Origin of the sequence: Lautropia dentalis (genome assembly GCF_003892345.1) — a bacterium.
GTDB lineage: Bacteria > Pseudomonadota > Gammaproteobacteria > Burkholderiales > Burkholderiaceae_E > Lautropia > Lautropia dentalis.
On record NZ_RRUE01000001.1, the window covers coordinates 1593388 to 1618825 of the forward strand.

At 65.8% G+C, this 25438-nt stretch carries 16 protein-coding genes; 13 read left to right on the forward strand and 3 right to left on the reverse strand.

The window, feature by feature from the left end:
- Nucleotides 1-81 precede the first annotated feature (81 nt).
- Nucleotides 82-597, reverse strand: coding sequence for a peroxiredoxin (locus EHV23_RS06155; RefSeq protein WP_125095155.1), 516 nt, complete (start codon nucleotides 595-597; stop codon nucleotides 82-84).
- A gap of 59 nt (nucleotides 598-656) precedes the next feature.
- The gene (locus tag EHV23_RS06160; protein WP_125095156.1) at nucleotides 657-1247 is read right to left on the reverse strand and encodes an Mth938-like domain-containing protein; all 591 of its coding nucleotides are present in this window, start codon (nucleotides 1245-1247) and stop codon (nucleotides 657-659) included.
- A 263-nt stretch (nucleotides 1248-1510) separates the two neighbouring features.
- On the opposite strand from EHV23_RS06160, the gene EHV23_RS06165 reads away from it, so the two are divergent.
- The 9 genes from EHV23_RS06165 (at nucleotide 1511) to EHV23_RS06205 (ending at nucleotide 13324) form a co-directional block, all read left to right on the forward strand.
- The gene (locus EHV23_RS06165; protein ID WP_125095157.1) at nucleotides 1511-2743 is read left to right on the forward strand and encodes a pyridoxal phosphate-dependent aminotransferase; all 1233 of its coding nucleotides are present in this window, start codon (nucleotides 1511-1513) and stop codon (nucleotides 2741-2743) included.
- Nucleotides 2744-3007: 264 nt separating this feature from the next.
- Nucleotides 3008-4318, forward strand: coding sequence for a homoserine dehydrogenase (locus EHV23_RS06170; protein WP_125095158.1), 1311 nt, complete (start codon nucleotides 3008-3010; stop codon nucleotides 4316-4318).
- Nucleotides 4319-4437: 119 nt separating this feature from the next.
- The gene (gene thrC / locus EHV23_RS06175; RefSeq protein ID WP_125095159.1) at nucleotides 4438-5883 is read left to right on the forward strand and encodes a threonine synthase; all 1446 of its coding nucleotides are present in this window, start codon (nucleotides 4438-4440) and stop codon (nucleotides 5881-5883) included.
- Nucleotides 5884-5888: 5 nt separating this feature from the next.
- A complete protein-coding gene (gene mobB, locus EHV23_RS06180; protein ID WP_125095160.1) occupies nucleotides 5889-6557 on the forward strand; it encodes a molybdopterin-guanine dinucleotide biosynthesis protein B in 669 nt (222 codons plus the stop codon).
- Nucleotides 6558-7254: 697 nt separating this feature from the next.
- Complete coding sequence (locus tag EHV23_RS06185) at nucleotides 7255-8517, forward strand: molybdopterin molybdotransferase MoeA (protein ID WP_125095161.1); 1263 nt, start codon at nucleotides 7255-7257, stop codon at nucleotides 8515-8517.
- Nucleotides 8518-8739: 222 nt separating this feature from the next.
- Nucleotides 8740-9009: a molybdopterin converting factor subunit 1 gene (gene moaD / locus EHV23_RS06190; RefSeq protein ID WP_125095162.1), complete on the forward strand. Its 270-nt coding sequence runs from the start codon at nucleotides 8740-8742 to the stop codon at nucleotides 9007-9009.
- A 170-nt stretch (nucleotides 9010-9179) separates the two neighbouring features.
- A complete protein-coding gene (moaE, locus tag EHV23_RS06195; protein WP_238990376.1) occupies nucleotides 9180-9623 on the forward strand; it encodes a molybdopterin synthase catalytic subunit MoaE in 444 nt (147 codons plus the stop codon).
- A 206-nt stretch (nucleotides 9624-9829) separates the two neighbouring features.
- Nucleotides 9830-12520: a heavy metal translocating P-type ATPase gene (locus tag EHV23_RS06200; protein WP_158615858.1), complete on the forward strand. Its 2691-nt coding sequence runs from the start codon at nucleotides 9830-9832 to the stop codon at nucleotides 12518-12520.
- 249 nt (nucleotides 12521-12769) lie between these two features.
- Nucleotides 12770-13324, forward strand: a complete 555-nt coding sequence (locus EHV23_RS06205) for a YbhB/YbcL family Raf kinase inhibitor-like protein (protein ID WP_125095165.1) — start codon at nucleotides 12770-12772, stop codon at nucleotides 13322-13324.
- 33 nt (nucleotides 13325-13357) lie between these two features.
- On the opposite strand, the gene EHV23_RS06210 is transcribed toward EHV23_RS06205, so the two are convergent.
- Nucleotides 13358-15022, reverse strand: coding sequence for a phospholipase D-like domain-containing protein (locus EHV23_RS06210; protein WP_125095166.1), 1665 nt, complete (start codon nucleotides 15020-15022; stop codon nucleotides 13358-13360).
- Between the two features lie 479 nt (nucleotides 15023-15501).
- Here EHV23_RS06210 and clpB point away from each other — a divergent pair, with 479 nt between their 5' ends.
- The 4 genes from clpB (at nucleotide 15502) to EHV23_RS06235 (ending at nucleotide 25276) form a co-directional block, all read left to right on the forward strand.
- Nucleotides 15502-18123: an ATP-dependent chaperone ClpB gene (clpB, locus tag EHV23_RS06215; RefSeq protein WP_125095167.1), complete on the forward strand. Its 2622-nt coding sequence runs from the start codon at nucleotides 15502-15504 to the stop codon at nucleotides 18121-18123.
- A 616-nt stretch (nucleotides 18124-18739) separates the two neighbouring features.
- Complete coding sequence (locus EHV23_RS06220) at nucleotides 18740-20638, forward strand: hypothetical protein (protein ID WP_125095168.1); 1899 nt, start codon at nucleotides 18740-18742, stop codon at nucleotides 20636-20638.
- A gap of 525 nt (nucleotides 20639-21163) precedes the next feature.
- The gene (ltrA, locus tag EHV23_RS06230; protein WP_125095169.1) at nucleotides 21164-22540 is read left to right on the forward strand and encodes a group II intron reverse transcriptase/maturase; all 1377 of its coding nucleotides are present in this window, start codon (nucleotides 21164-21166) and stop codon (nucleotides 22538-22540) included.
- A gap of 765 nt (nucleotides 22541-23305) precedes the next feature.
- Nucleotides 23306-25276 (forward strand): hypothetical protein, encoded by a 1971-nt coding sequence (locus EHV23_RS06235; RefSeq protein WP_125095170.1) that lies wholly within the window; start codon nucleotides 23306-23308, stop codon nucleotides 25274-25276.
- The last annotated feature ends 162 nt before the right edge of the window (nucleotides 25277-25438 follow it).

Sequence of the window (25438 nt, forward strand, 5' to 3'; positions counted from 1 at the left end):
GGGGCATGCCGGCATGAAATGGGGGAAGCATCGGTCAAGAATCATGGGCCAGTACGGGGGCGGATGCATTCATGACACCTGTCAGCCCTGGGGCAGGGTTCCGTGGTCACGATAGTGCCGCACGGCGGCCAGCACCTCGGCAACGTGGCCGGGCACCTTCACCTTGCGCCAGGCCTTGACCAGCACGCCGTCGCGGTTGATCAGGAAGGTCGAGCGCTCGATGCCGCGCACCTGCCTGCCGTACATGTTCTTGAGCTGCATAACACCGAACAGTTCGCACAGCGTCTCGTCCGGGTCGCTGACCAGCTCGAACGGCAGTTCGCGCTTTGCGCGGAAGCTGGCGTGGCTCTTCAGGCTGTCGCGCGAGATGCCATAGACCTCGGCGCCCGCCTTCACGAAATCCTGCCAGGCGGCGGCAAAGTCGCCGGCTTCCGTGCTGCAGCCGGGGGTGTTGTCCTTCGGGTAGAAGTACAGCACCACCAGCTTGCCGTTGAGATCGGAAAAATGCAGCGGGCCGCTGGTGGTTTCGGCGGTGAAATCGGGTACGGTGTCGCCAGGCTGCAGGGCAGGGCGGGTGGCCGGGGAGGTCTGTTCCATGAAGCAGAAAAACGGGAGAAATCGAAGAGAGGGACTGCAGTGTACGGCGATGTGAGAAATCATCCCGTAGGCAGCAGCGCGGCCAGGACCTGGCGCCCCTCGGCCATCAGGATGTTGTAGGTGCGGCAGGCCGCCACCGTGTCCATGGCCTCCAGGCCGATGCCGGCCTGCTGCAGTGGGCGGGTCAGGCGCGGATGCGGAAACTGAAGCCGGTTGCCGGTACCCAGCAGGATCACCTCCGGCCGGGGGAAGGCGGGCGCGTCGCCCGATGTGGCGTTTGCCGGCAGGCCACCAGGGTGGTCGTGCCCCGCCTGTGGTGGGAGCACTGTTTCCGGCGTGGTATCGGTCTGCAGGGGAGTGGCACCGGTTCGCATCGGGGGAGGGGCGGCCTGCACCGGGGGCGCCGCTGTTCCTGCGGCAGTACCGGCAGGCACCGTGCCAGCTGCAGGTGCCAGCACCGTCGGCCCGCCCAGCGCCAGCAGGATGTCCGGCGTCAGTGCCTCGAAGCCCGCCACATCCCAGGGCAGCACCGGCCCCTCCGGGCGGATCAGCAGGGCGCCCCCGTGACGGATGCCGCTCACTTCCACCCAGCCCTCACCGTAGGCGGTGATGGCATTGAGATCGTCGTGGCGGTCGGCGTGCAGTTTCATCGGGTGGGAAAACCAGTCGTTCGGCGGGACGTGCGGCGCGTGTGCGGGGGTCGTTCACGGCCCTGCGGGGGCAAATACGCTCATCACACGTTTCAGTGGTCGCGTCCCGGTGTACATTATGCGATTGCTTCCATAGTAACGCACCTTGGGGGAAGAACCGGGGGCGCTTCAATGGCCTGCAGGGCACCGGCAGCAAGTCTGGCCCCGGTATCCGCGCATCGCCTGCGTTGCCGCCCCGTTCCGGTGGTGTCCCCTGTCTCATCATGAAAACCATCCACAAGTCTGCAAAACTGGCCAACGTCTGTTACGACATCCGTGGCCCCGTCCTTGCCCGGGCGAAGCAGATGGAAGAAGAAGGGCAACGCATCATCAAGCTCAACATCGGCAACATGGCGCCGTTCGGCTTCGATGCACCCGACGAAGTGCGCCAGGACATCATGGCCAACCTGGCCGATGCCTCCGGCTACTCCGACTCCAGGGGCCTGTTCTCGGCCCGCAAGGCCGTCATGCACTATTCGCAGCTCAAGGGCATTCGCGGTGTGACGGTCGACGACATCTACATCGGCAACGGCGTGAGCGAGCTGATCGTGCTGTCGCTCAACGCGCTGCTCGATGCCGGCGACGAGGTGCTGGTGCCCACCCCCGACTATCCGCTGTGGACGGCGGCCGTGAGCCTCTCGGGGGGCACGGCCGTGCACTACATGTGCGACGAGGGCGCCGGCTGGCTGCCCGATCTGGACGACATGCGCGCGAAGGTCACCGAGCGCACGAAGGCCATCGTCGTCATCAACCCCAACAACCCCACCGGGGCGCTGTATCCGGATGACGTGCTGCAGGGCATCATCGAGATCGCCCGGCAGAACGAGCTGATCATCTTCGCCGACGAGATCTACGACAAGATCCTCTACGACGGCGCCACCCATACCTCCATCGCCTCGCTGGCCGACGACGTGCTGTTCATCACCATGAACGGCCTGTCCAAAAACTACCGGGCCTGCGGCTATCGCGCCGGCTGGATGATCGTCTCCGGCGACAAGCGCCACGCCGGCGACTATCTGGAGGGGCTGACCATGCTGGCCTCCATGCGGCTGTGCGCCAACGTGCCCGGCCAGATGGGCATCCAGACGGCACTGGGCGGCTACCAGAGCATCAACGAACTGGTGCGCCCGGGCGGGCGGCTGGCCCGCCAGCGTGACCTGGCCTGGGACATGGTCACCAGCATCCCGGGCGTGAGCTGCGTCAAGCCGCGGGCCGCACTGTACCTGTTCCCGCGGCTGGACCCGGCGTTCTACCCGGTCAAGGATGACCAGCAGTTCATCCTGCAGCTGCTCGAGCACCAGAAGGTGCTGCTGGTGCAGGGGACCGGCTTCAACTGGCCGGAACACGACCACTTCCGGGTGGTGTTCCTGCCCAATTCGGATGACCTCACCGAGGCGCTCACCCGGGTCGACCGTTTCCTGGCCGACTACCGGGCTGGCCGCGTCAAGGGGGTCTGAGGCCATGACACGCTCTGGGGCCAGGGATCGTTGCCCTGTGGCCGTCAGGGCGAGCCGTTACCCGGACGGGTGCCACGTTGCGGTGAGGGGGCACGCCGTTCATGCACCGCCGTCCAGCCGGTTGCCTTCGCCGAAGTGGCGGGGCCGGACAGGACACATCCGCCCGGCGGGCGGATACAGACAGACAGGGGGCTGCGCCGGCACGGGCATCGATGGATGCCTCACCCGGCGGCCCGCCACACAACCAGGAGTCATTACCAGCGTATGAAAGAGATCAAGGTCGGACTGCTCGGACTGGGAACGGTCGGCAGTGGTGTGTTTGAAGTTCTGAAGAACAATGCCGACGAAATCAGCCGGCGCTCCGGCTGCCGGATCCGCGTGACGCGGGTGGTGTCCCGTGGCCTGGATGCGGTCCGCAAGATGGTCGGGCCCGACATCGCCATCAGCGAGGATCCTTTCGACATCGTCAACGACCCGGCCATCGATGTGCTGGTCGAGGTGATGGGCGGCACCACCGTGGCCCGTGACGTGGTGCTGGCTGCCATTGCAAGGGGCAAGCAGGTGGTCACGGCCAACAAGGCGCTGCTGGCCGTGCACGGCAACGAGATCTTCGCAAAGGCCCGCGAGCAGGGCGTGATGGTGGCCTTCGAGGCCGCGGTGGCGGGGGGCATTCCCATCGTCAAGGCGCTGCGCGAGGGGCTGGCTGCCAACCGGATCGACATGCTGGCCGGCATCATCAACGGCACCACCAATTTCATCCTCTCGGAAATGCGCGACAAGGGGCTGTCGTTCGACGCGGCACTGGCCGACGCGCAGCGGCTGGGCTATGCCGAGGCCGATCCCACCTTCGACATCGAGGGGGTGGATGCCGCGCACAAGGCCACGCTGCTGGCCTCGATGGCCTTCGGTGTGCCGGTGCAGTTCGACAGGGCCTACATCGAGGGCATCAGCAGGCTGGCGGCCGAGGACTTCACCTACGCCGGCCGGCTGGGCTATCGCATCAAGCTGCTGGGCATTGCCCGCCGCCGTGCCGACGGCATCGAGCTGCGCGTGCACCCCACACTGATTCCCGAGCGCCGCCTGCTGGCCAACGTCGAGGGCGCCATGAACGCCGTCTGGGTCAAGGGCGATGCCGTGGGCGAGACCCTCTACTACGGTCCGGGTGCCGGCAAGCTGCCCACGGCCAGCGCCGTGGTGGCCGATCTGGTGGACGTGGCGCGGATGACCGACGTGGCCGACGAACACCGTGTGCCCTATCTGGCCTTCCGCCAGGACCAGCTGCAACCCGTGCCCGTACTGCCGGCCGACCAGATGGAAACCGCCTACTACCTGCGCGCGCAGGTAAGGGACGAGCCAGGCGTGCTGGCCGACATCACGCGCATCCTGGCCGACGAGGGCGTGTCGATCGATGCCGTGATCCAGCGCCAGCCGGCCGAGGGCGAGCCCACCACCGACATCATCCTGATGACGCACCGCACGGTGGAACAGCGTATCGATGCCGCCATCGGGCGCATCGAGGCCCTGCCGTCGGTGCCGTCCAGCGTGGTGCGGCTGCGCGTCGAACAGCTCAACTGATGGCCTGACCGGCCCGCCACGGCATCACCGTCCGCGGGCCGGGTCTGGCTTTTGCGACCCATTCCGTACTCATTGTTGCAGGGCGCACGGTACTTCTGCCCAATCTGAACAGGACGACCATGGAATATCTGTCCACCCGGGGCGGCATGCCCCCCCAGCGTTTCTCCGACATCCTGCTCGGCGGCCTGGCGCCCGATGGCGGCCTGGTGATGCCGGCCAGCATTCCGCAGATCGACGACGCCACGCTGCAGTCGTGGCGCGGCCTGTCCTACGCCGACCTGGCCTTCCAGGTGCTGTCGCGCTACTGCGATGACATCCCGGCCGACGACCTGAAACGCCTGATCGACGAGACCTACACGCCGGCCATCTTCGGCACCGAAGACATCACGCCCCTGGTGCCGCTGGAGCCGGCCTCGGACGCGCAGGGCCCGCTGTACATCGAGCAGCTCTCTAACGGCCCCACGCTGGCCTTCAAGGACATGGCCATGCAGCTGCTGGGCCGGCTGTTCGAGTACACGCTGCTCAAGCAGGACCGCTGGCTGAACATCGTCGGTGCCACCTCGGGGGATACCGGCAGCGCCGCCGAGTACGCGATGCGCGGCCGCCAGCACCTGCGCGTGTTCATGCTCTCGCCGGCCGGCCGGATGAGCGCCTTCCAGCGCGCGCAGATGTTCAGCCTGATGGACGACAACATCTACAACATCGCCATCGAGGGCGTGTTCGACGACTGCCAGGACCTCGTGAAAGCCGTCGCCGGCGACCTCGCCTTCAAGGAAAGGCACAGCATCGGCAGCGTCAATTCCATCAACTGGGCACGCGTGGTGGCCCAGGTGGTGTATTACTTCCGGGGCTATCTGCTGGCCACGGCCGGCCAGCCGTACGGCGCCGACGGCCAGCCGCAGCAGGTCTCGTTCACCGTGCCCAGTGGCAACTTCGGCAACGTGCTGGCCGGTCACATCGCCAAACGGATGGGCCTGCCCATCCGCCGGCTGGTGGTGGCCACCAACGAGAACGACGTGCTGGACGAGTTCTTCCGTACCGGCCGCTATCGCGTGCGCAGCGCGCGCGACACCCATGCCACCTCCAGCCCGTCGATGGACATCTCCAAGGCGTCCAACTTCGAGCGCTTCGTCTTCGACCTGCACGGGGGGGATGCCGAACGGGTCAGGGCACTGTGGCAGCAGCTGGGCGAAACCGGCGAGTTCGACCTCGCCGGTACCGATGCCTTTGCGAAGGCGGCCGCATGGGGCTTCGTGTCCGGCCGCAGCACCCACGCCGACCGGCTGCAGACCATCCGCCACTGGCACCAGAAGGCCGGCGTGCTGGTCGACACCCACACGGCCGACGGCCTGAAGGTGGCGCAGGCGTACCGCGAGCCGGGCATTCCCATGCTCTGCCTCGAAACCGCGCTGCCGGCCAAGTTTGCCGAAAGCATCGTCGAGGCCATCGGCCAGCAGCCGCCGGTGCCGGCCGGACTGGAAGGACTGGAGGCGCGTGCCCAGCGCTGGGTGCGGATGCCGGCCGACGTGCGCCAGCTCAAGGCCTACGTGGCCGCCCGGACCTGAGCGCCATGGGTGAGCGTGCCGAAACCGCAGACCATGCCTTCCCGGCGGCGGGGCAGGGCGAACGGACTCCCGTCGGGGCAGGCGGGAATCCTTCGCCGGTGTACCGGCAGGAACAGGCCGGGAAGGACGTGGCGCCGGTACAGCCCGGGCCGGTGGTCTTTGGTTTCGCCGGCTGGTCCGGCTCCGGCAAGACCACGCTGATCGAGCAGCTCATTCCCCGCTTTATCCGGGCGGGGCTGACGGTGTCGGTCATCAAGCACGCCCACCATCGGGTCGATATCGACAAGCCCGGCAAGGACTCGTGGCGCCACCGCGAGGCCGGTGCCACCGAGGTGCTGGTTACCACCGACCAGCGCTGGGCGCTGATGCACGAGCTGCGCGGCGCCCCCGAGCCCACACTCGAAGAGCACCTCGCGCACATGAGCCCCTGCGACCTGGTGCTGGTCGAGGGCTTCAAGCACGCCGCCATGCCCAAGATCGAGGTGCATCGCCCCGGCGTCGGCAAGCCGCTGCTGTATCCGGACGACCCGGACATCGTGGCCATCGCCACTGACGAAGCGCTGACGGTGCCGCTGCCGCAGCTCGACATCAACGACCCGGATGCGGTGGTGGCGTTCATCCTGCAGCAGACCGGTCTGAAACGCGCCTGCGCGCTGTGCGGCACGGCGCAGTGAGGCTGCCGTGAGCGGCCTGGTGCCGGAGTGGGGCAGGGTATGGGGCAGATTTGGGCAGGATATGGAGCCGGAATGAGGGCGGGCGTGTGTCCGTTTGCGTGGTGACGGGAAGGGGGACCAGCGCCGGGACCGTGGACCCTGTCTCCGTCCGGTAACGGCCGCGGCATCGCTGGCAAGCGGACCGGCGCGCAGGCTGCAGGAAGATAGTTGTAAAAAGTAGTAATTAATTGTAACTATTTGATCCGCCCGAAATGCCGGGAGGATGGTGTACAGGCTCCTGCCGGCTGGCGATGCTGAAGGGTGGGGACACCTGCCGGAAAGGACCGGTTTCGGGCAGAACCGGAATAGCGCTTTTGCAGGTTGCCGGGGGCGTGGGTGAGCGGAGCAAAGGCAGCATGAGGTGCGCCAGAAACGAGGTGCAGGAATAGCGCTTCGGGCGCCCGCAGGGGGCAGGGCGCAGGCGTGGAAATGGCGGGTAAATGCCCGTCGATTCAGGCGATTTTCATCTGGCGGCAGCGCTTACAGTAGATACAGCCCTTGCGACGATGGCGCATGAAGTGGTGGGTTGCGTGACAGAATCGCGCGGCGCGTGTCCCCGTGCCGTGCCCACAACCGCTACTCCGCGCTCAAACCGCATCCTCCGTTCGTCTGTTTTCGACCATCCTGCCGGATGGCTGCCACCTTTCGGACCTGCCCGATGTCATCACTGCTCGCCTTTGACGAGGCCTTTCAGCGCCTGCTCGCGCGTGCCCAGCCCCTGCAGGGTATCGAAGTCGTTCCGACCATGCAGGCGGACGGCCGGGTGCTGGCCGAACCCGTGATCTCGATGATGGACATCCCCGCCTGGGATACCAGCCAGATGGATGGCTACGCCGTGCGCGCAGCGGAGCTGGAGGCGGACCCGGACCGGGTGTTCCCCATTTCCCAGCGCATTCCGGCGGGGCATCCCGGGCTCGCCCTGCGCAAGGGGACGGTCGCACGCATCTTCACCGGCGCCGCCCTGCCGGTCGGGGCCGATGCCGTGGTGATGCAGGAAGACGCCGAGGAAGTGCCGCTGAAGGATGGCAGCAAGGGCGTGCGTTTCCGCCTCCGTGTCCAGCCGCAGCCCGGTGAACTGGTGTGCCGCAAGGCCGACAATGTGCAGGCGGGCACCGAAATCCTGCCGGCGGGTACGGCGCTCACCCCGGCAGCCATCGGTCTGGTGGCCTCGGTCGGTCTGCCCGAGCTGACCGTGCGCCGCCGCCCGCGGGTGGCGTGCTTTTTCACCGGCGACGAACTGCTCATGCCCGGCCAGCCGCTGTCGCCCGGTGCCATCTACAACTCCAACCGGTTCGTGCTGGCGGCGGCCCTGCGGCGACTGGGCTGCGAGGTGATCGACCTCGGCATCGTGCCCGACAGCCTGGAGGCCACGCGGGCGTCCCTGCGCCAGGCCGCGCTGGACGCCGACCTGATCATCACGGCCGGCGGGGTGTCGGTGGGCGAGGAAGACCATGTGCGCCCGGCCGTCGAGGCCGAAGGCGAAATCGATCTGTGGCGCATCGCCATCAAGCCCGGCAAGCCGCTGGCCTACGGTCGCGTCCGGCGTACACGGGATGCCGGCCCGGAAGGCTACGCCCACTTCATCGGCCTGCCCGGCAATCCGGTGTCGTCGTTCATCACCTTCCTGCTGCTGGTGCGTCCCTTCATTCTCAAGCTGCAGGGAGCCCGCAGCTGGGAACCCCGCCGCATCCAGATGACGGCCGACTTCGCCTGGCCACGTCCCGACAAGCGTCGCGAGTTCCTGCGTGCCGTGTTGCAGCCCGATGGCAAGCTGCTGAAGCTGTTCCGCAACCAGGGCTCGGCCGTGCTGACCTCGGCCGTCATCGGCGATGGCCTGATCGACAATCCCCCCGGGCAGCCCATCCAGCCCGGCGATACGGTACAGTACATCCCGTTTGCCGAACTGTTGGGGCTGCGCTGAACCGACGGGGCCTGGAGCCTCTGCGGAACAGTCGGAGCCGCGTTGGCTGGTCGGCCCCAGGTCTCAGGACCATCCCGGTCTGCGGCCCGGCGTCGTCATGCGGGCAGAATCCGTTCGCCGGCATCCGTATGCCGGCACTCCTGCGCCCGGACGCCGGTGTCCATGCACCTGAATGTCGGTGCCCCGCGCTCGGCTCCCATACACCGTCCCCGTCATACCGTCATGAAGATCGAACTGCTGTTTTTTGCCAGCCTGCGCGAGCGGCTTGGCACGGCCCGCGAATCACTGGTGCTGCCGGCCGGTGTCGGCACGGTGGCCGACCTGCGGGCGCATCTGGCGTCCCGCGGCGGGGTCTGGGCCGAGGTGTTCACCCCGCCGGCCACCGGCCGCGACACCCTGCGCGCCGCCGTGGCACAGGATCTGGCCACGCTGGATACACCGCTGGCCGAGGGTGCCGAGGTGGCGTTCTTTCCGCCCGTCACCGGGGGCTGAGGGGCTGCGCCATGAGCACGACCGCACCGGATTCGGCCCGGCCCGTGGGAAAGGACACGGTGCAGGATGCGCCGCAGGCCAGTGAACCGGCGCCGCCAGAGCATTCTGCGATCACGGCCGCTGCGGGCGTCGAGCCCATCGGGAGAGCCACGGCTACGAAGTCTCGTCATATCTGCGTCCAGACCGGCGATTTCGACGTGGGGGCCGAGCTGCGCCGCCTGCAGCGCCTCACGCTGGAAACCGGGGGTGTGGCCTCCTTCGTCGGCTATGTGCGTGACACCAACCAGGGCGACACCATCGGCGGTTTCACGCTGGAACACTATCCCGGCATGACCGAACGTTCACTGGAACGGATCTGCGCGCAGGCCGAGGCCCGCTGGCCGCTGCTGGGCGTGACCGTCATCCATCGCGTCGGCCCCCTGGCACCCGGTGACCAGATCGTGCTGGTGGCCACCGCCTCCCGCCACCGCGATGCAGCCTTCGAGTCCTGCCGCTTCATCATGGACTACCTGAAAACCGAGGCGCCGTTCTGGAAAAAGGAAAGCACGCCCGATGGCGAGCGCTGGGTGGATGCGCGCGACAGCGACGAGGCGGCGCGGAGGCGGTGGGAATAACTAACTGATGGTGGCCACGGCTGGCGGGCCCGTTGTCCGGTTTTCGTGGTGAAATATCCGGAGCGTGTCATCCGCGGCCCTGACCCGCACGCCCAAGGGGGTTTCGTGGGGACGAATGGGTCCATGACACGCGCCAGTCGCCTGACCCTGCAGCAGCCACAGGGTGTTCACTCACGAGTATGGACGCAACGGCCCGAGACGTACCCATGAAAACCCGTATCCACATCGAACAGATGGACTGTCCCACCGAAGAGGGGATGATCCGCAGGAAGCTGGGCCGCATGTCCGGTGTGGGGGCACTGCAGTTCAATCTGGTGCAGCGCATCCTGACGGTCGAGCACGACGAGCACCGGCTGCCCGAGGTGCTGGCCGCCATTCGCAGCCTGGGTTTCGAACCGCAGCTCGAGCTGCCCAGGCGCAGAAGGCATGCCCAGCCCGCGACGGCCGGGGGCGGCGGCGGGCATGATCATGCCCATGGTGAGGAGCATGGTCACGGTCATTGGCCAGCAGCGGCAGCAGGTGACCGCCAGGGAGCGGGCGATCATGGCCACAGCCACAGTCAGGCTCAGGCTCAGGGTCACGGCAGCGGACACGAATGCTGCAGCGGCCATGAGCATGCCGGGTCTTCCGGCCACGCCCACCGGAACGCCTCCGGGCAGGATGCCCACACGCACGCCGACATGGGCACGGCGACTTCATCCTGTTGTGGCAGCACACCCGAAGCCGGCGGGGAGGACACTGCCACGCCCCTGCATCTGCCTTTTCTGGCCGCGCGCCTGTACGCCTTTCTCACCGCCACGCCCCTGCGCCGTCTGGGCAATGCGGCCATCCTTGCCATCCTGTCCGAGGCCTGCCACTGGTTTGCGTATCCGGAATGGCTGACGGCCATGCTTGCGGTGGGAGCCGTGCTGCTCTGTGGCCTGAGCACGTACCGGAAGGGCTGGATCTCCATCCGGACCGGGACGCTCAACATCAACGCCCTGATGAGCATTGCGGTCACGGGGGGCCTGCTGATCGGGCAGTGGCCCGAAGCGTCGATGGTGATGGTGCTGTTCACACTCTCGGAGATGATCGAGGCACGCTCGCTGGACCGTGCCCGCCACGCCATCGAGGGCCTGATGCGTCTGGCGCCCGACACGGCCACGGCACAGCAGTCCGATGGCAGCTGGCAGTCCGTGCCGGCCGGGGAGGTGGCGGTGGGAACCCTGGTGCGGGTCCGGCCGGGCGAGCGCATCGCGCTGGATGGCCAGGTGGAGCAGGGCGCTTCCACGGTGGACCAGGCGCCCATCACGGGCGAAAGCCTGCCCGTGGAAAAGGCCGCGGGTGATCCCGTGTTTGCCGGCACCATCAACCAGTCCGGTTCCTTCGACTTCCGCGTGACGGCCGAAGCCGGTGACAGTACGCTGGCGCGCATCATCGAGGCGGTGGAGGCGGCGCAGGGCCAGAAGGCGCCCACCCAGCGCTTCGTCGACCGCTTTGCCGCCGTCTACACGCCCATCGTACTGGTGCTGGCCATCGGGGTGGCGCTGGTGCCACCTTCCTTTTTCAACGGTGACTGGTTCGGCTGGATCTACAAGGCACTGACGCTGCTGGTGATCGCCTGCCCGTGCGCACTGGTCATTTCCACCCCGGTCACGGTGGTCAGCGGGCTGACGGCTGCCGCGCGGCAGGGCATTCTGGTCAAGGGCGGCGTGCATCTGGAAGAAGGTCGCCACCTGAAGTGGCTGGCCCTGGACAAGACCGGCACGATCACCCATGGCAAGCCCGTGCTGACCGAGATGGCCGTCTTTCTGAACACGCAGGTGCACCGGCTGGCGGCCTCCCTGGCGGCGCGCTCCGACCATCCCGTGTCGCAAGCCATCGTGGAGGCGTTCCGCGCAGGCCGGCAGGCGGGGGCATGGGATCCTCCCGCGGAGGCTGGTCTGTCTGGCCAGTCCGTGTCCTCCAGCCCATCCGTGGCCTTCAGTCCGTTTGCACCGTCTGGCCAGAAGATGATGAACCGGTCCGCCCAACCGGCGGCACATGCCGCCCACGCGACCGGGCCGGCACGGTCCGCGGCTGCCGGCCAGAAGCATGGTGCAGCGTCTGCTTCACCGGCGGCCCCGTCCGCCTCTCCTGTCCCGCTTTTCAGCGTCGATGCCTTCGAGGCGCTGGCCGGTCGCGGTGTGCAAGGCCGCATCGATGGCGTGCACTACGTGCTGGGCAACCACCGCCTGATCCACGAGCGCGGCCAGTGTTCGCACGAGCTGGAAGCACGCCTGCTGGAACTGGAACGGCAGGGAAGGACCGTGGTGGTGCTGGCCAGCGAACAGGTCGTCATGGCCCTCTTTGCCGTGGCCGATACGGTGAAGGAGAGCAGCCGCGCCGCCATGGCCGAGCTGCACCAGCTGGGTGTCCGCACGCTGATGCTGACCGGTGACAACCAGCACACGGCCGATGCCATCGCCCGCGAGGTGGGTATCGATGAGGCGCAGGGCAATCTGCTGCCCGAAGACAAGCTGGCCGTCGTCGACGGGCTGGTGCGTCGTGCACAACCGGTCCACGAGGCCGGTGAGGTCTCCCGCGTGGGCATGGTCGGCGATGGCATCAACGACACGCCCGCACTGGCCCGGGCCGACATCGGCTTCGCCATGGGGGCGATGGGCACCGACAGCGCCCTGGAGACGGCCGATGTGGCCCTGATGGACGACGATCTGCGCAAGATACCGGCCTTCGTGCGCCTGTCGCAGGCCACACACCGCATTCTGGTGCAGAACATCGCGTTCGCGCTGGGGGTGAAGGCCGTGTTCATGGCGCTGACGCTGGCCGGCTACGGCACCATGTGGATGGCCGTGTTCGCCGACGTGGGCGCCAGCCTGCTGGTGGTGGCCAACGGGCTGCGCATGCTGCGGCGGTGAGCAGGGAGACGAAGCCTGCTGCGCGGTGCATGCACCATCTGGCATGCAGACCGACCCGTTTGACATTTGGAGGGACATCACCCCCCGGATCATGGATGACCGGGGCAGCAATCATGCCGGGTCTGGCTGGCCAGGCCCTGGTTGTCCGGGACACGAACATGGTAACGGGGCATCGCCGGGTTCATAATGGTTTCCTGATTTGCACGGGCGGTGCCCGGGGGCATCGACCATCGATACAAGGAGAGACCCATGAAACATGCAGTTCTGGCCGCCACGCTATTGACCCTGGGGGCACCCGCCTGGGCCGCGGGTGCGTTCACGCTGAAGGCCGATGACATTCCCAATGGTCACTTCGGCAAGGCCCAGCAGCTGAGTGCGCGCTACGGCCTTGGCTGCTCCGGTGACAACGCCTCGCCGGCCCTGTCCTGGCGCAACGCCCCGAAGGGCACCCGCAGCTTCGTGCTGACCATCCATGATCCGGATGCACCCACCGGTGTGGGCTGGATGCACTGGGTGGTGGCCAACATTCCCGCAGATGTGAATCACCTGCCCGACGGCATCACGGCCGAGGGAGACAGGCTGCCGGCTGGTGCGCTGCAGACCCGCACGGACTTCGGCGTACCGGGCTATGGTGGCCCCTGCCCGCCGCAGGGCAGCCGCCACCGCTATGTCATCACGCTGACGGCACTCAAGATCGATCGCCTGCCCAACATCACGGCCGAGGCCACACCGGCCATGGTGGGCTTCTTTGCCAATGCCAACGCACTGGGCAAGGCGAAGGTGGTCATCATGGATCAGCGCTGAAGCCGCCGGCAGCAGGGGGAGGCATGACACGCTCTACAGCAGCGGCGCCGCCAGCCGCGCAAGGCTTGCCACCAGCCGCTGGTTGAAGCTGTCGGGCTGGTGGTCCGCATGCAGCTGGGTGGATGATTCCAGATCCTTCAGGAACTGCCGCGCCATGTCCGACGTGGTCTTCTTGTCGTAGATGGCCGCCATCACCTCGAAGTTCAGCCGGAAGCTGCGGTTGTCCATGTTGGCCGTGCCGATCACCGACAGCTCGTCGTCGATCACCAGCGTCTTGGCGTGGATGAAGCGCGGCACATAGGCATACACCTTCACCCGTCGGGTCAGCACCTCTTCCACGAAGGTGGAGGCCGCCAGCCCGGTCAGCAGCTGGTCGGATTCCATCGGAACCAGCAGCCGCACGTCCACACCGCGACCGGCCGCGGTGGTCAGCGCCACCATGATCGCCTCGTCCGGGATGAAATAGGGCGTGGTGATCCAGATGCGCCGCCGCGCCGATGACATCGCCGCAAAGAAGAAGCGGTAGATGGCGTATTCGCTGCGGTCCGGCCCGGAATCGATGATCTGCACCCAGGGCTGGGCCTCGGCCGGGCGGTTCTCGCCACGCTTTTCCGTGTCCCTCTCCCGGTTTTCCTGGTCTTCCCGGTTATCCCGGTCTCCCCGGCCTTCCGAGCCTTCCCGATTCTCCCGCTCTCTCCCGGCCAGCCGCTCCCGGCTTCCGTCGCGCCCCCCGTCACCTTCCGGTGCCGGCGGAAACCACGCCAGAATGTCCTGCGGCGTGGTCAGGGCCTTGTCCAGCCGGGCCAGATGCACGAAACGGGCGCCGGCATACAGCCAGTCTTCCAGAAAGAGACGCTGCAGATCCTGTGCCGCGTGGCCCCGCAGTCGCAGATGGGTGTCACGCCAGGCGCTGTCCCCGGTGCAGCGGGCCGATTCGATCTGATCGATGTTGATGCCCCCGGTGAAACCCACGTGCCCGTCGATGACCACGATCTTGCGGTGATTGCGGAAGTTCACCATGCTGGGCCGGAACGGCACGACCTTCGGCGGATTGAATACCCGCACCTCGCCCCCTGCCTCCAGCAGCGGCTGCCAGAAGCTCATCCGCCGGCAGCGGGGCGAGCCCACGGCATCCACCAGCATGCGCACCTTCACGCCGGCCTGCGCCTTCTCCGTCAGCAGGTCGCGCCAGCGTGTGCCGATCTCGTCTGCCTTGAAAATGTAGTACTCCACGTGGATGTGGTGCCGCGCCGCCTGCATGGCCGCTTCGATGGTCGCATAGGTGGCATCCCCGTCCACCAGGATCTCCAGCTGCTCCACCGGCCGGGGCGGGGCGCTGCCGCATTCGGTGGCTACCCGGGCCTGGGCCAGCAGCCAGTGGCGCGAGGCCAGCGTGTCGGGCAGCTGCTGGTGTCGGTGGGGGCCATGATGGGCGGCCTGGTGCCGCGCCAGCTCGCGGCGCACGTTGCGGCGCTTGAGCTTGCGGGGCCCGAACAGGAAGTAGAAGCCCACACTGAGCACCGGTACGAACAGGAAGGCCAGGATCCACGACAGCGTGGCCAGCGGCGGCCGGCGCTGGCCGAGGATGTACAGGATGCTGCCCAGCTCCAGCACGCCATAGAGCAGCAGCTGGTGCGATACCGGGATGCTCTCCCAGATGGCCGGGATATCCTTGAGGAACTGGAGCAGGTGGCTCATGGGGGACGGGATCAGGAGGAACGGAAGAAGGCGGCGCGCTGCCGGCGTTGCCCTGCATGCCAGGGCGGCCAGCTCTGCCTGCGCAGTGTGTCTTGCAGGCCCCCGTATCTGGGGCCGGCGCGGGGAAGAACGCGTTCATGACACGCTCTGGCCGGAAACCATATCACACCCTCCCGTCACACCCGCGCGACGGAGGGGGCAGGTGTTGCGGCTGCGCGCGTTGCCGGGATCAGCGCGGGGAAGAATGGGGCCGTGCCATCGCCAGGCCATGCCGTCGGCCCTGTCCGCAGCCTTCTCTCCCGTGCAGCCCGGTGCCATTCGGGCGCAAAACGCCGGTCCTGTCTGTGCAGCCTGTGCCCCGGTACGGTTCCGTGGTCGTTCAAGCGCAAAAAAATATTGCACGCAGGGGGCTTTCATGTCTTGAAACCCGACAGGCAAGCCTCATCTGCTGATCATTCGAAAAACCGAAACAGAACATCATGCGTATAGAAAAACTCACCACCCAGTTCCAGCAGGCCCTGTCCGATGCACAGAGCCTGGCCGTCTCGGCCGACAATCCCTACATGGAGCCGGTACACGTGCTGGCCGCCATCATCGCCCAGCCGGACGGTTCCGGCCGTGCGCTGCTGGAGCGCGCCGGCGTGCGCATCTCGGTGCTCAAGCACTCGGTCGATGCCGCGCTGAAGAGCCTGCCGCAGGTCAGCGGGCAGTCCGGCCAGCCGCAGGTCAGCCGCGAGCTGCTCAAGCTGCTCAACCAGGCCGAAAAGGATGCCGAAAAACGCGGCGACCAGTTCGTGGCCATCGAGATGTTCCTGCTGGCCCTCACCGACGGTGACGGTCGCCAGGGCGGCGAGGCCGGCCGGCTGCTCGTTCAGGCGGGCCTGACCCACAAGTCGCTGCAGGCGGCGGTCGATGCCGTGCGCGGCGGCCAGGCCGTGGAGTCGCAGGACGCCGAAGGCCAGCGCGAGGCGCTCAAGAAATACACGACGGACCTCACCGAGCGGGCTCGCCAGGGCAAGCTCGACCCGGTCATCGGCCGTGACGACGAGATTCGCCGCACCATCCAGATCCTGCAGCGCCGTTCCAAGAACAACCCCGTGCTGATCGGTGAGCCCGGCGTGGGCAAGACCGCCATCGTCGAAGGGCTGGCGCAGCGCATCGTCAATGGCGAAGTGCCCGACTCGCTGAAGAACAAGCGCGTGCTGGCACTCGACATGGCCGCGCTGCTGGCCGGTGCCAAGTACCGTGGCGAATTCGAGGAACGCCTGAAGGCGGTGCTCAAGGACATCGCGGCCGACGAGGGGCGCACCATCGTCTTCATCGACGAGATCCACACCATGGTCGGTGCCGGCAAGACCGATGGCGCCATGGACGCGGGCAACATGCTCAAGCCGGCGCTCTCGCGCGGCGAGCTGCACTGCGTCGGTGCCACCACGCTGGACGAATACCGCAAGTACATCGAGAAGGATGCCGCGCTGGAGCGTCGCTTCCAGAAGGTGCTGGTGGGCGAGCCATCGGTGGAATCGACCATTGCCATCCTGCGCGGCCTGCAGGAACGCTACGAGATTCACCACGGCGTGGAGATCACCGACCCGGCCATCGTGGCCGCGGCCGAGCTGTCCAACCGCTATATCACCGACCGCTTCCTGCCCGACAAGGCCATCGACCTGATCGACGAGGCCGCCTCGCGCATCAAGATGGAAATCGACTCCAAGCCCGAGGTGATGGACCGCCTGGACCGCCGGCTGATCCAGCTCAAGATCGAGCGGGAGGCCGTGCGCAAGGAAACCGATGACGCCTCCAAAAAGCGCCTGGAGCTGATCGAGCAGGAAATCAACCGGATCAGCAAGGAATACGCCGACTACGAGGAAATCCTCAAGGCCGAGAAGGCCGCCGTGCAGGGCAGTGCGCAGATCAAGGGCGAGATCGACCAGCTGCGTGCGCAGATGGCCGAACTGCAGCGCAAGGGCCAGTATGAAAAACTGGCCGAGCTGCAGTATGGCAAGCTGCCCGAGCTGGAAAAACGCCTGGCCGAAGTCAACGACGCCGAGAAGAACCTCAAGGAAGACGAGGCTGCTGCCAGCGGCAAGCCGAAGCTGCTGCGCACGGTGGTGGGCGCCGAGGAAATTGCCGAAGTGGTCTCGCGTGCCACGGGCATTCCCGTGTCCAAGATGATGGAAGGCGAGCGCGAAAAACTGCTCAAGATGGAAGAAGAGCTGCACAAGCGGGTGGTTGGCCAGGACGAGGCCGTCACGCTGGTGTCCGACGCCATCCGCCGTTCGCGTGCAGGGCTTGCCGACCCCAACCGGCCGTGGGGCTCCTTCCTGTTCCTGGGGCCCACCGGCGTGGGCAAGACGGAGCTTTGCAAGGCGCTGGCCCGCTTCATGTTCGATTCGGAAGACCATCTCATCCGCATCGACATGAGCGAATTTATGGAGAAACACTCGGTAGCCCGCCTGATCGGGGCGCCTCCGGGCTACGTGGGCTATGAAGAGGGTGGCTACCTGACCGAGGCCGTGCGGCGCAACCCGTACAGCGTGATCCTGCTCGACGAAATCGAGAAGGCGCACGCCGACGTGTTCAACATCCTGCTGCAGGTGCTGGACGATGGTCGCCTGACCGATGGCCAGGGCCGCACCGTGGACTTCCGCAACACCGTGGTGGTGATGACCAGCAACATCGGTTCGGCCGAAATCCAGCGCCTCTCTGCCGACCGGACGCTGAACGACCCGGACGTGATCAAGGAGGCCGTGATGGGCGAGCTGCGCCAGCACTTCCGGCCCGAGTTCATCAACCGGATCGACGAGGTGGTGGTCTTCCATGGTCTGGATGCCAAACACATCCGCAGCATCGCCGGTATCCAGCTCAAGAGCCTGGAAAAACGCCTGGGTGAACGCGACCTGAAACTCTCGGTCAGCGAGGCGGCGCTGGACGAGCTGGCCAAGGTGGGCTTCGACCCGCTGTATGGGGCCCGGCCGCTGAAACGCGCCATCCAGCAGAAGCTGGAAAACCCCATTGCCAAACAGGTGCTGGAAGGCAAATATCCCCCGGGGGCGACCATTCCGGTGGACTTCCGTGACGGGGCGTTCACCTTCGCCTGATGCAGGAATCCGGGCCGGGCAGGGTACTGCCCGGCTCGGGGGCGGGACAGGCAGCGCGTGCCCTCCATCATGAATCAGGTAGCCATGCCAATCAGGCTCCCTGTCCGGAAGCCCCTGAAGCTCCTGTCCTGCTATCAGCTCCCTTTGACAGCACAACAGCCCGGCCCGTGTGCCGGGTTTGTTTTTTGTGTCGCGGCCTGGCGCTGCCAGATGGCGTTTTCTGGCTCATCCCGATCAGGGGCTCGAGCGCTCGCACACTTTTGCAGGGATGCTTTGGAGCATGGCCATCTCATGACGGTACGTTCATGCCATTCCCGGTGTCATGGTTGTACCCGGCAAAACCGGTAGGGGGTCCGCGCTGACAGAATGTGATTTTCTGGTCTGGCGATTCTGCATTTTCGTTGTGTTGTTCACACCCGCAGGACATGACAGGCATCCGTTCGTTATTTGCCGGACATCATGCAGGCTTTGCTGCATTGAATTGAAATAAAAACAATCATAACGTCACAATTGCGCGTGACGAACGGTGGTCGGGCGTCAACCGGTTTTCATTTTCTGACCATGATGTCTGAATTAGCATGGCCGCTCCATTCACGAACAGGAGCAGGTCAAGACCATGCTGATCAAGGCAAATTCCTCAACCGCACCCGCAACCAGACCCCTGTTGGGGACGGCGCTGCTGGCACTGGTGCTGGCGGGTTGTGGTGGGGGTTCCGACGGTGGCGGTACCAGTGATGCTGGTGCCAGCGATGCGGGGGCGATCACGCCCAAGACCGTGGCGAACGGGGCTCATCAGGACACCTCCAGCGCCAGTGGCGCTGCGGACAGCGGGCATGCCGCGGCCGGTGCCGATGGCCAGAATGCTGCCCAGAACGGCGGAAATGCCGCGCCTGCAGATGGCAGTGCCGGTGCAGCGGCACAGCCCGCCAGCGGCGCAACGCCCATTACCGAGGCGGGTATCAGTACCGAACTGTTCGCGCAGATTCTGAGCACGCAGACCGCCTATGTGAAGCTGGGTCAGCGTGACATCCCGATCATGTATGGGTACCGGGCTGCGGAGCTGGAAAGTACGAACGATGGTCAGCGCCCGCCGACACTCGACAAATGGAAGGAGAGCGGTGCGGCAGATTTCGTGTCGTACCAGCAGCCGGTCGATGGCAAATTCGTGGTCGAATCCTGGGGCCTGGATCGCAACCGCGACAAGGAAAAACCCGAAGGCGAACATATCAGCGCCCGCGCCTTCTTCGGATATGCTTTCCCGAAAGCAGGCGATGCGGCCGGTGGGCGTGTGACCCTGACGAGCGAAGCCGAACTGAAATACGGCTACCAGCAGGCCCAGGGCGGTGGCACGGAATATCGTGAAACCCTGCCGCTGAAGGCCGATGCCGACAAGGTCATCCCGCGTGATGGCGTCATTGCCTTCAATGAGCCTGTGCAGACCTGGAGAGACGCAGGTGGTCCGTTACCGCAGATGACTTTCGGCGGCCTGCTGGAGCTGCGTATCGAAAAAGGGGATGCCGCAGATGAGGTGTTGTTCTGCCTCGAGCAGCGTTCCAGAAGCCTTCCGCAATCCGTGGATACCAGTGGCAACCCTGGCGGGCCAACGCGTGCGGATGTGCAACGCAAGGTCTGCAGCGAATGGCAGGTGCCGGCCACCTGGAAACCGCAGCAGAAACTGATCTATCGCGGTATCTACGTGATGGATGACCTGGCGACGGATGACAGTGGCAATCCGGAGCTGATCCATTTCTATCACACGAAACCAGAGCGCTCCGGACGCGCGGCGTCTGCCAGCGACGCAGCTGCGGCCGGTAACGCCGGTGCCGCTGCGCAGCCGGCCGGCCAGGCCAGCGCCTCTGCGGAAGCAACGGCTGACGTCACGGCGTCCATCACGCAACCGCCTGCCGATGCAACCGCGGTAGCCAGCGCGGCTGCCCAGGCCGACAGCAGGGGCAACGGCGCCCTGTCCGTCGACACCTCGTCCGGTGCGGCAGCCATTGCAGCACAGCAGAACGGTGGGGCGGCAGGCGATGCAGCCCAGGCCGGTGCCGCTGCGGGCAACGCAGCCCAGAATGGTGCTGCAGCCGGCAATGCTGCCCAAACGGGTGCCACGGCTGACCAGGCTGCAAACCAGAGTGGTGCTGCCGCGGGTGCTGCGGCCCAGCCCGCTGCTTCCGGTGACGCTGCTGCCCAGCCTGCTCCGGCTGCCAAACCGGATGCTGCTGCGCCGGCTGCAGATGGCGCTGCGCATGCGGCTGATACGTCTGCCGCAGCCGCCTCCGGATCGCAGCATGCTGCAGGTGACACGCATGTGGCAACCGGGCATGATGCCGGTAACCAGCACGGCGCCGACAGTGGCAAGCATGATGCCGACAGTGGCAAGCACGGCGCCGACAGTGACAAACATGAAGGCGACGGTGACAGGCATGGCGCCAGCGGTGACAAACACGACGTCGGTGACAAACACGATGATGGCGATGACGACGACGAAGACCGGGACGATGAAACGACCTGAGCGTTCGTGAGCCGATAACCGGCCTCTTCTGGCCGGTATGTCGCCGGTGGCCTGAAGCGTTTTGTCGTGACAGGCCATTTCCCTGAACCCGCCGGGAGGATGCGTTCTCCGGCGGGTTTTGCGTGTGCGCCCAGCATGGGCGCACACCTGCGGGTGCAAGTCCCGCCACAAGCTGGCCACAGTGAGTGAAGTGAAGCGCAACTGCACAAGGGCGACCGAGTGTGGGAAGGAAGCGTGGAGCGTAATCTGCGGGCCGATGTACAAGAACCGGATACAAGGCGTTGCCGAGCAGGGCGAACGGGCATGTAACCGCGAAGCTCTTGTGGCCAAGGCGAGGTGACGTAAATCCGGCGGTCGTGCAGAGAAGGTGTGCGTTCTTACCTGGGGAGATCTCGCCTTATGCTCGAAAGGGCGACGGTGTCGAGCCGGAGCGAGAAGTCAGCAGAGGTCGTAGTAGCAGGACCAGCCCCATGATGGGACACAGGTCAGGCGAAGGACCGAACGAGAGGATGTGTTGACAGGATCATGTCGATGTCAAAGGCCATGCATCAGAAGCCTGCACGAGTGGGGCGACATGCAGTGAGTAGGGGTGAAGCCCCGAGGGGCGCATGTCGTGATGAAGCCTGCGGCCCGCGACATGACACCGAAGACACAGGAGCAGGGCTGCTCGATGCAGTTCTGGAAAGAGCCAACATGCAGCGGGCGTGGAGGCGGGTGAAGGCCAATCGGGGAACGGCCGGTGTGGATGGTCTGGACATCGACCAGACAGCCCGGCAGCTCAAGACCGAATGGCCGCGAATCCGCGAAGCACTGTTGCAGGGGACGTACCGGCCCAGCCCGGTACGACGGGTCATGATTCCGAAGCCGGGAGGTGGACAGCGAGAGCTGGGCATCCCGACGGTAACGGACAGACTGATCCAGCAGGCACTGCTGCAGGTACTGCAGCCGATGATTGATCCGGGCTTCAGTGAACACAGCTACGGCTTTCGGCCGGGACGGCGTGCGCACGACGCGGTGTTGGCCGCGCAGTCGTACATCCAGTCCGGCAGGAAGATCGTGGTGGATGTCGATCTGGAGAAGTTCTTTGACCGGGTCAATCACGACATCCTGATGGATCGCGTCAGAAAGCGCATTGGAGATGATGGCGTATGCCGTCTGGTCCGGGCGTATCTGAACGCGGGAATCATGGATGGCGGCGTGGTCGTAGAGCGGCACGAGGGGACACCGCAAGGTGGACCGCTGTCGCCGCTGCTGGCCAACCTGCTGCTCGATGAGGTGGACAAGGCGCTGGAGGCGCGCGGGCATTGCTTCGTTCGGTATGCCGACGACTGTAACGTATATGTGCACAGTCGTCGGGCAGGCGAACGGGTGATGCAGCTGTTGCGCCGGCTGTACGGCAGGCTGCATTTGCGGATCAACGAATCCAAGAGTGCGGTGGCCAGCGTCTTCACTGGCCGCAAGTTTCTGGGCTTCAGCTTCTGGATGGCTCCGAAAGGGGTCGTCAAACGGAGGGTGGCCCGGAAAGCTGTGATGGCCTTCAGGCAGCGTGTGCGCTGGCTGACCCGCCGCAGTGGCGGACGCAGCATACAGCAGGTGGTCGATGGGCTTCGCCCATTGCTGCTGGGATGGAGAGCCTATTTCAGACTGGCGCAAACGACAGGCGTCTGGCGAGAGCTGGATGAATGGATACGTCACCGGCTGCGGGCCATCCAGCTCAGGCAGTGGAAGCGGGGCAAGACCATGTTCAGGGAGTTGTGCGCCATGGGCGCAAGCACGGAAGTGGCCCGGAAAGTGGCGGCAAACAGCCGGCGCTGGTGGCACAACAGTGCGATGCTGCTCAACAGCGTGCTGACCCTGTCATGGTTCGACAGTCTTGGCCTGCCCCGTCTGGCATCATCCTGAATGTCCTCTCGAACCGCCCGGTGCGGACCCGCATGCCGGGTGGTGTGGCAGGGGTGCAGCCCAGAGGGCTGCCCCCTATGCCGATGAGCGGTGTGCGCTGCAGGAACGTTGTGTTTTCTGGCCGTCGGGTACATGGGCAAGGTGACCTCTTGCCTGTCCATTCCCCCGTACGCCGCAGAGGGCAGTACGCGGCAGGGACAGCAGGGGACGAGCAGGTTCATGAACGCGCACCAGATCGACAGGTCCATGGGAATTGCCCGGCAAAAACGGTAGGGGTATTGACGGCGCAAACATGAATTCAATTTGAAGAAAACATGAATTTTCCGGTGCGGGGCAGTGTCTGCAGGACCAGCCGGAAGGAGGCCACCTTTTGGGGCGCGCATGACCGTGCTCGGCGGGCCTGAAGCCATGGGTAGTTTGTGGCCCTGCTGTCTTGGGAGCCTTTGCAAAAAGCCCTGCCCATCCCAAAAAGGAGGTTTCGCGGTGACGAATGCGTCCATGACACGCGCCAGGCAATAAGCAATGCGTGATGAACGCATGGCAGAAGCGCCGCATTGCCAGAAAACGAACACAACGAAATGTGTGCAAACACTGTCATAAATGGTTGCCGGTCAAGTTATGGGTTTTCCCGTGTGGAGGTGGAAGCTCAATTAGCATCGCTGGCTGATGAAGGGGAAGCGGACGGAAACAAACATCGATCCATATTTTTGCTCCCCCTTTTTTTCATCCCTATCCACAGATTTCACGACACGGAGGCCTCACCTCATGCCGATCAAGCCACACACTTCAACCCCGCCCGCCACCAGGCCCTTGGTCGGCGCGGCCCTGCTTGCGCTGGCGCTGGCAGGGTGCGGCGGGTCCAGCAGTGGTGATTCCGGTGGCGCCGGTGCCAGCGATGCTGGTGCCATCACGCCGAAAACCAATGGCTCGCATGCATCCAGCGGGGGCGATGCGGCCGCCGCCGGCAGCCAGAATGCCGCTCAGAACGGAAACGCTGCGTCGTCGGGTGACAGCAACGCCGATGCAACGTCCAAACCCGCCAGCGGTGCAACGCCCGTGACCGAAGCGGGCATCAGCACGGAGCTGTTCGAGCAGATGCTGAGCACGCAGACGGCCTATGTGATGGTCGGGCCGCATGCGGTTCCGATTTCTGCAGGCTATGCGGCCGAACAGCTCAGAGGATGGGACCCGAATACCCAGACCGTCGATCGCAACGACTGGGGTGATCCAGGCAACCCCAACAGCCGGGCAGATATCCTGTCCTACCAGTACACGGGGGGTGATCGCTTCTTCCAGACGGTTCGTGACTACGACAGCACGGGCAAGCGAACCGAGGAACAGCATCACCTGTACAGCGAAAGCTCGTTCGGTGTCGTTTTTGCCAAGGAAGGCGAATCGCGCGACCAGCGGCTGACCATCAAGACCGATGCGACGATCAAATATGGCACCAAACCCGGAAGCCACGAGCTGACCGAAACGGATAATCTGACCGCCCCGGCCGATAAAGTCATTCCTCGCGATGGCGTGGTGCCGTTCGATCAGCCCGTCCAGGAATGGACGGGGCCGGACGAAGCGGGCCCTGATGGCCACCAGTGGGGGCCTGCCTGGATGAAACTGACCGTCGAGAAAGGCGATGCTTCCGATGAAGTGCAACTGTGCCTGTACAGCTACAGTCTCAAGAAGGCCAAGGAAGGCAACAATGTACCGCCCAACCCCCGGGGAGATCTGCAGCGCAAGGTCTGCAGCGAGTGGCAGGTTGCCAATGACTGGACCAGCTCGCAGCGGCTGACCTATCGCGGGATTTTCGTGGAGGAGGACAACACCACGGCAGATATCCCGAATCAGGAGAACAGCTGGTACTTCCGCACCAGACCCGAGCCGGCAGGCCGGGACGCCACGACCGGCAGTAACGGTGGCGCGGCGGCCGGTGGCAGCAGCACCGAAACGGTGACCCAGGCGCTGACCAATCCGCCGGCGGTGGCAACCGAGGGTGCCCGTATCGCCCAGACCCAGGGCGCCGGTGCGCTCTCCGTCAGCACGGCATCGGGTGCTGCTCTGGTCGCTTCCCGTCAGTCCAGTGCGGGTGGAGATGCGTCCGGGCAATCCGGGTCGGGGACGGGCGGTGAGGCCGCCCAGCAGTCAGGCGCCGCCGCGACGCCGTCCACGGGAGGCGCCGCATCCGGAACGGATACTGCCAAACCTGACGCCGCTGCCCAGCAGGGCTCCGCTGCGCAGGGTGATGCTGCCCAGACCACCCCGGCCGCTGACGCCACGGCGAAACCGGACGCTGCTGCCCAGACCGCACCGGCCACGGATGCAGCCGCCAAACCGGGCGCTGCAGCGCCTGCTGCCGACGCCACCACCCCGGCACCTGCCGATGGTGCCGCGGCGAAACCCGACGCGGCTGCCCAGCCCGCTCCTGCGGCCGATGCAGCCCAGCCTGCAGGCGATGCCGCGACCGCGCCGGCAACCGGCAATGCAGCGCCCGCCCCTGCGGCTGATGCCACGCCGGCAACGGGTGATGCCGCCGCCAACCCGGCGCCTGCCGCCCCCGCAACGGGCAATGCCTCGACCGGCAACGCTGCCAATGGTGAGGCCGGCGCCGATGCGGCCGTACCGGCCGATGAGCCGCAAAGCAGCTCGCTGCCGGCTTCCTCGGCACATCACACCGATGCCAGCACCTCGGCCAACGACAACCCGCCGGACAGTGATCCGATTGGTGCGCTGGTCAAGTGATGATCCTGGAGCCGTCTGACTGAACCCGCCTTCCGGGGCACTCCCTGGTCAGACTGTCGTACCGAAACCCGCTGCAGCGTCATGATGGCCTGCGGCGGGTTCTTTCGTGTGGGGATTACCGGGGCGTTTTCCTGCCGGTCAGTCTTCCCTGTTCGCAGGTTT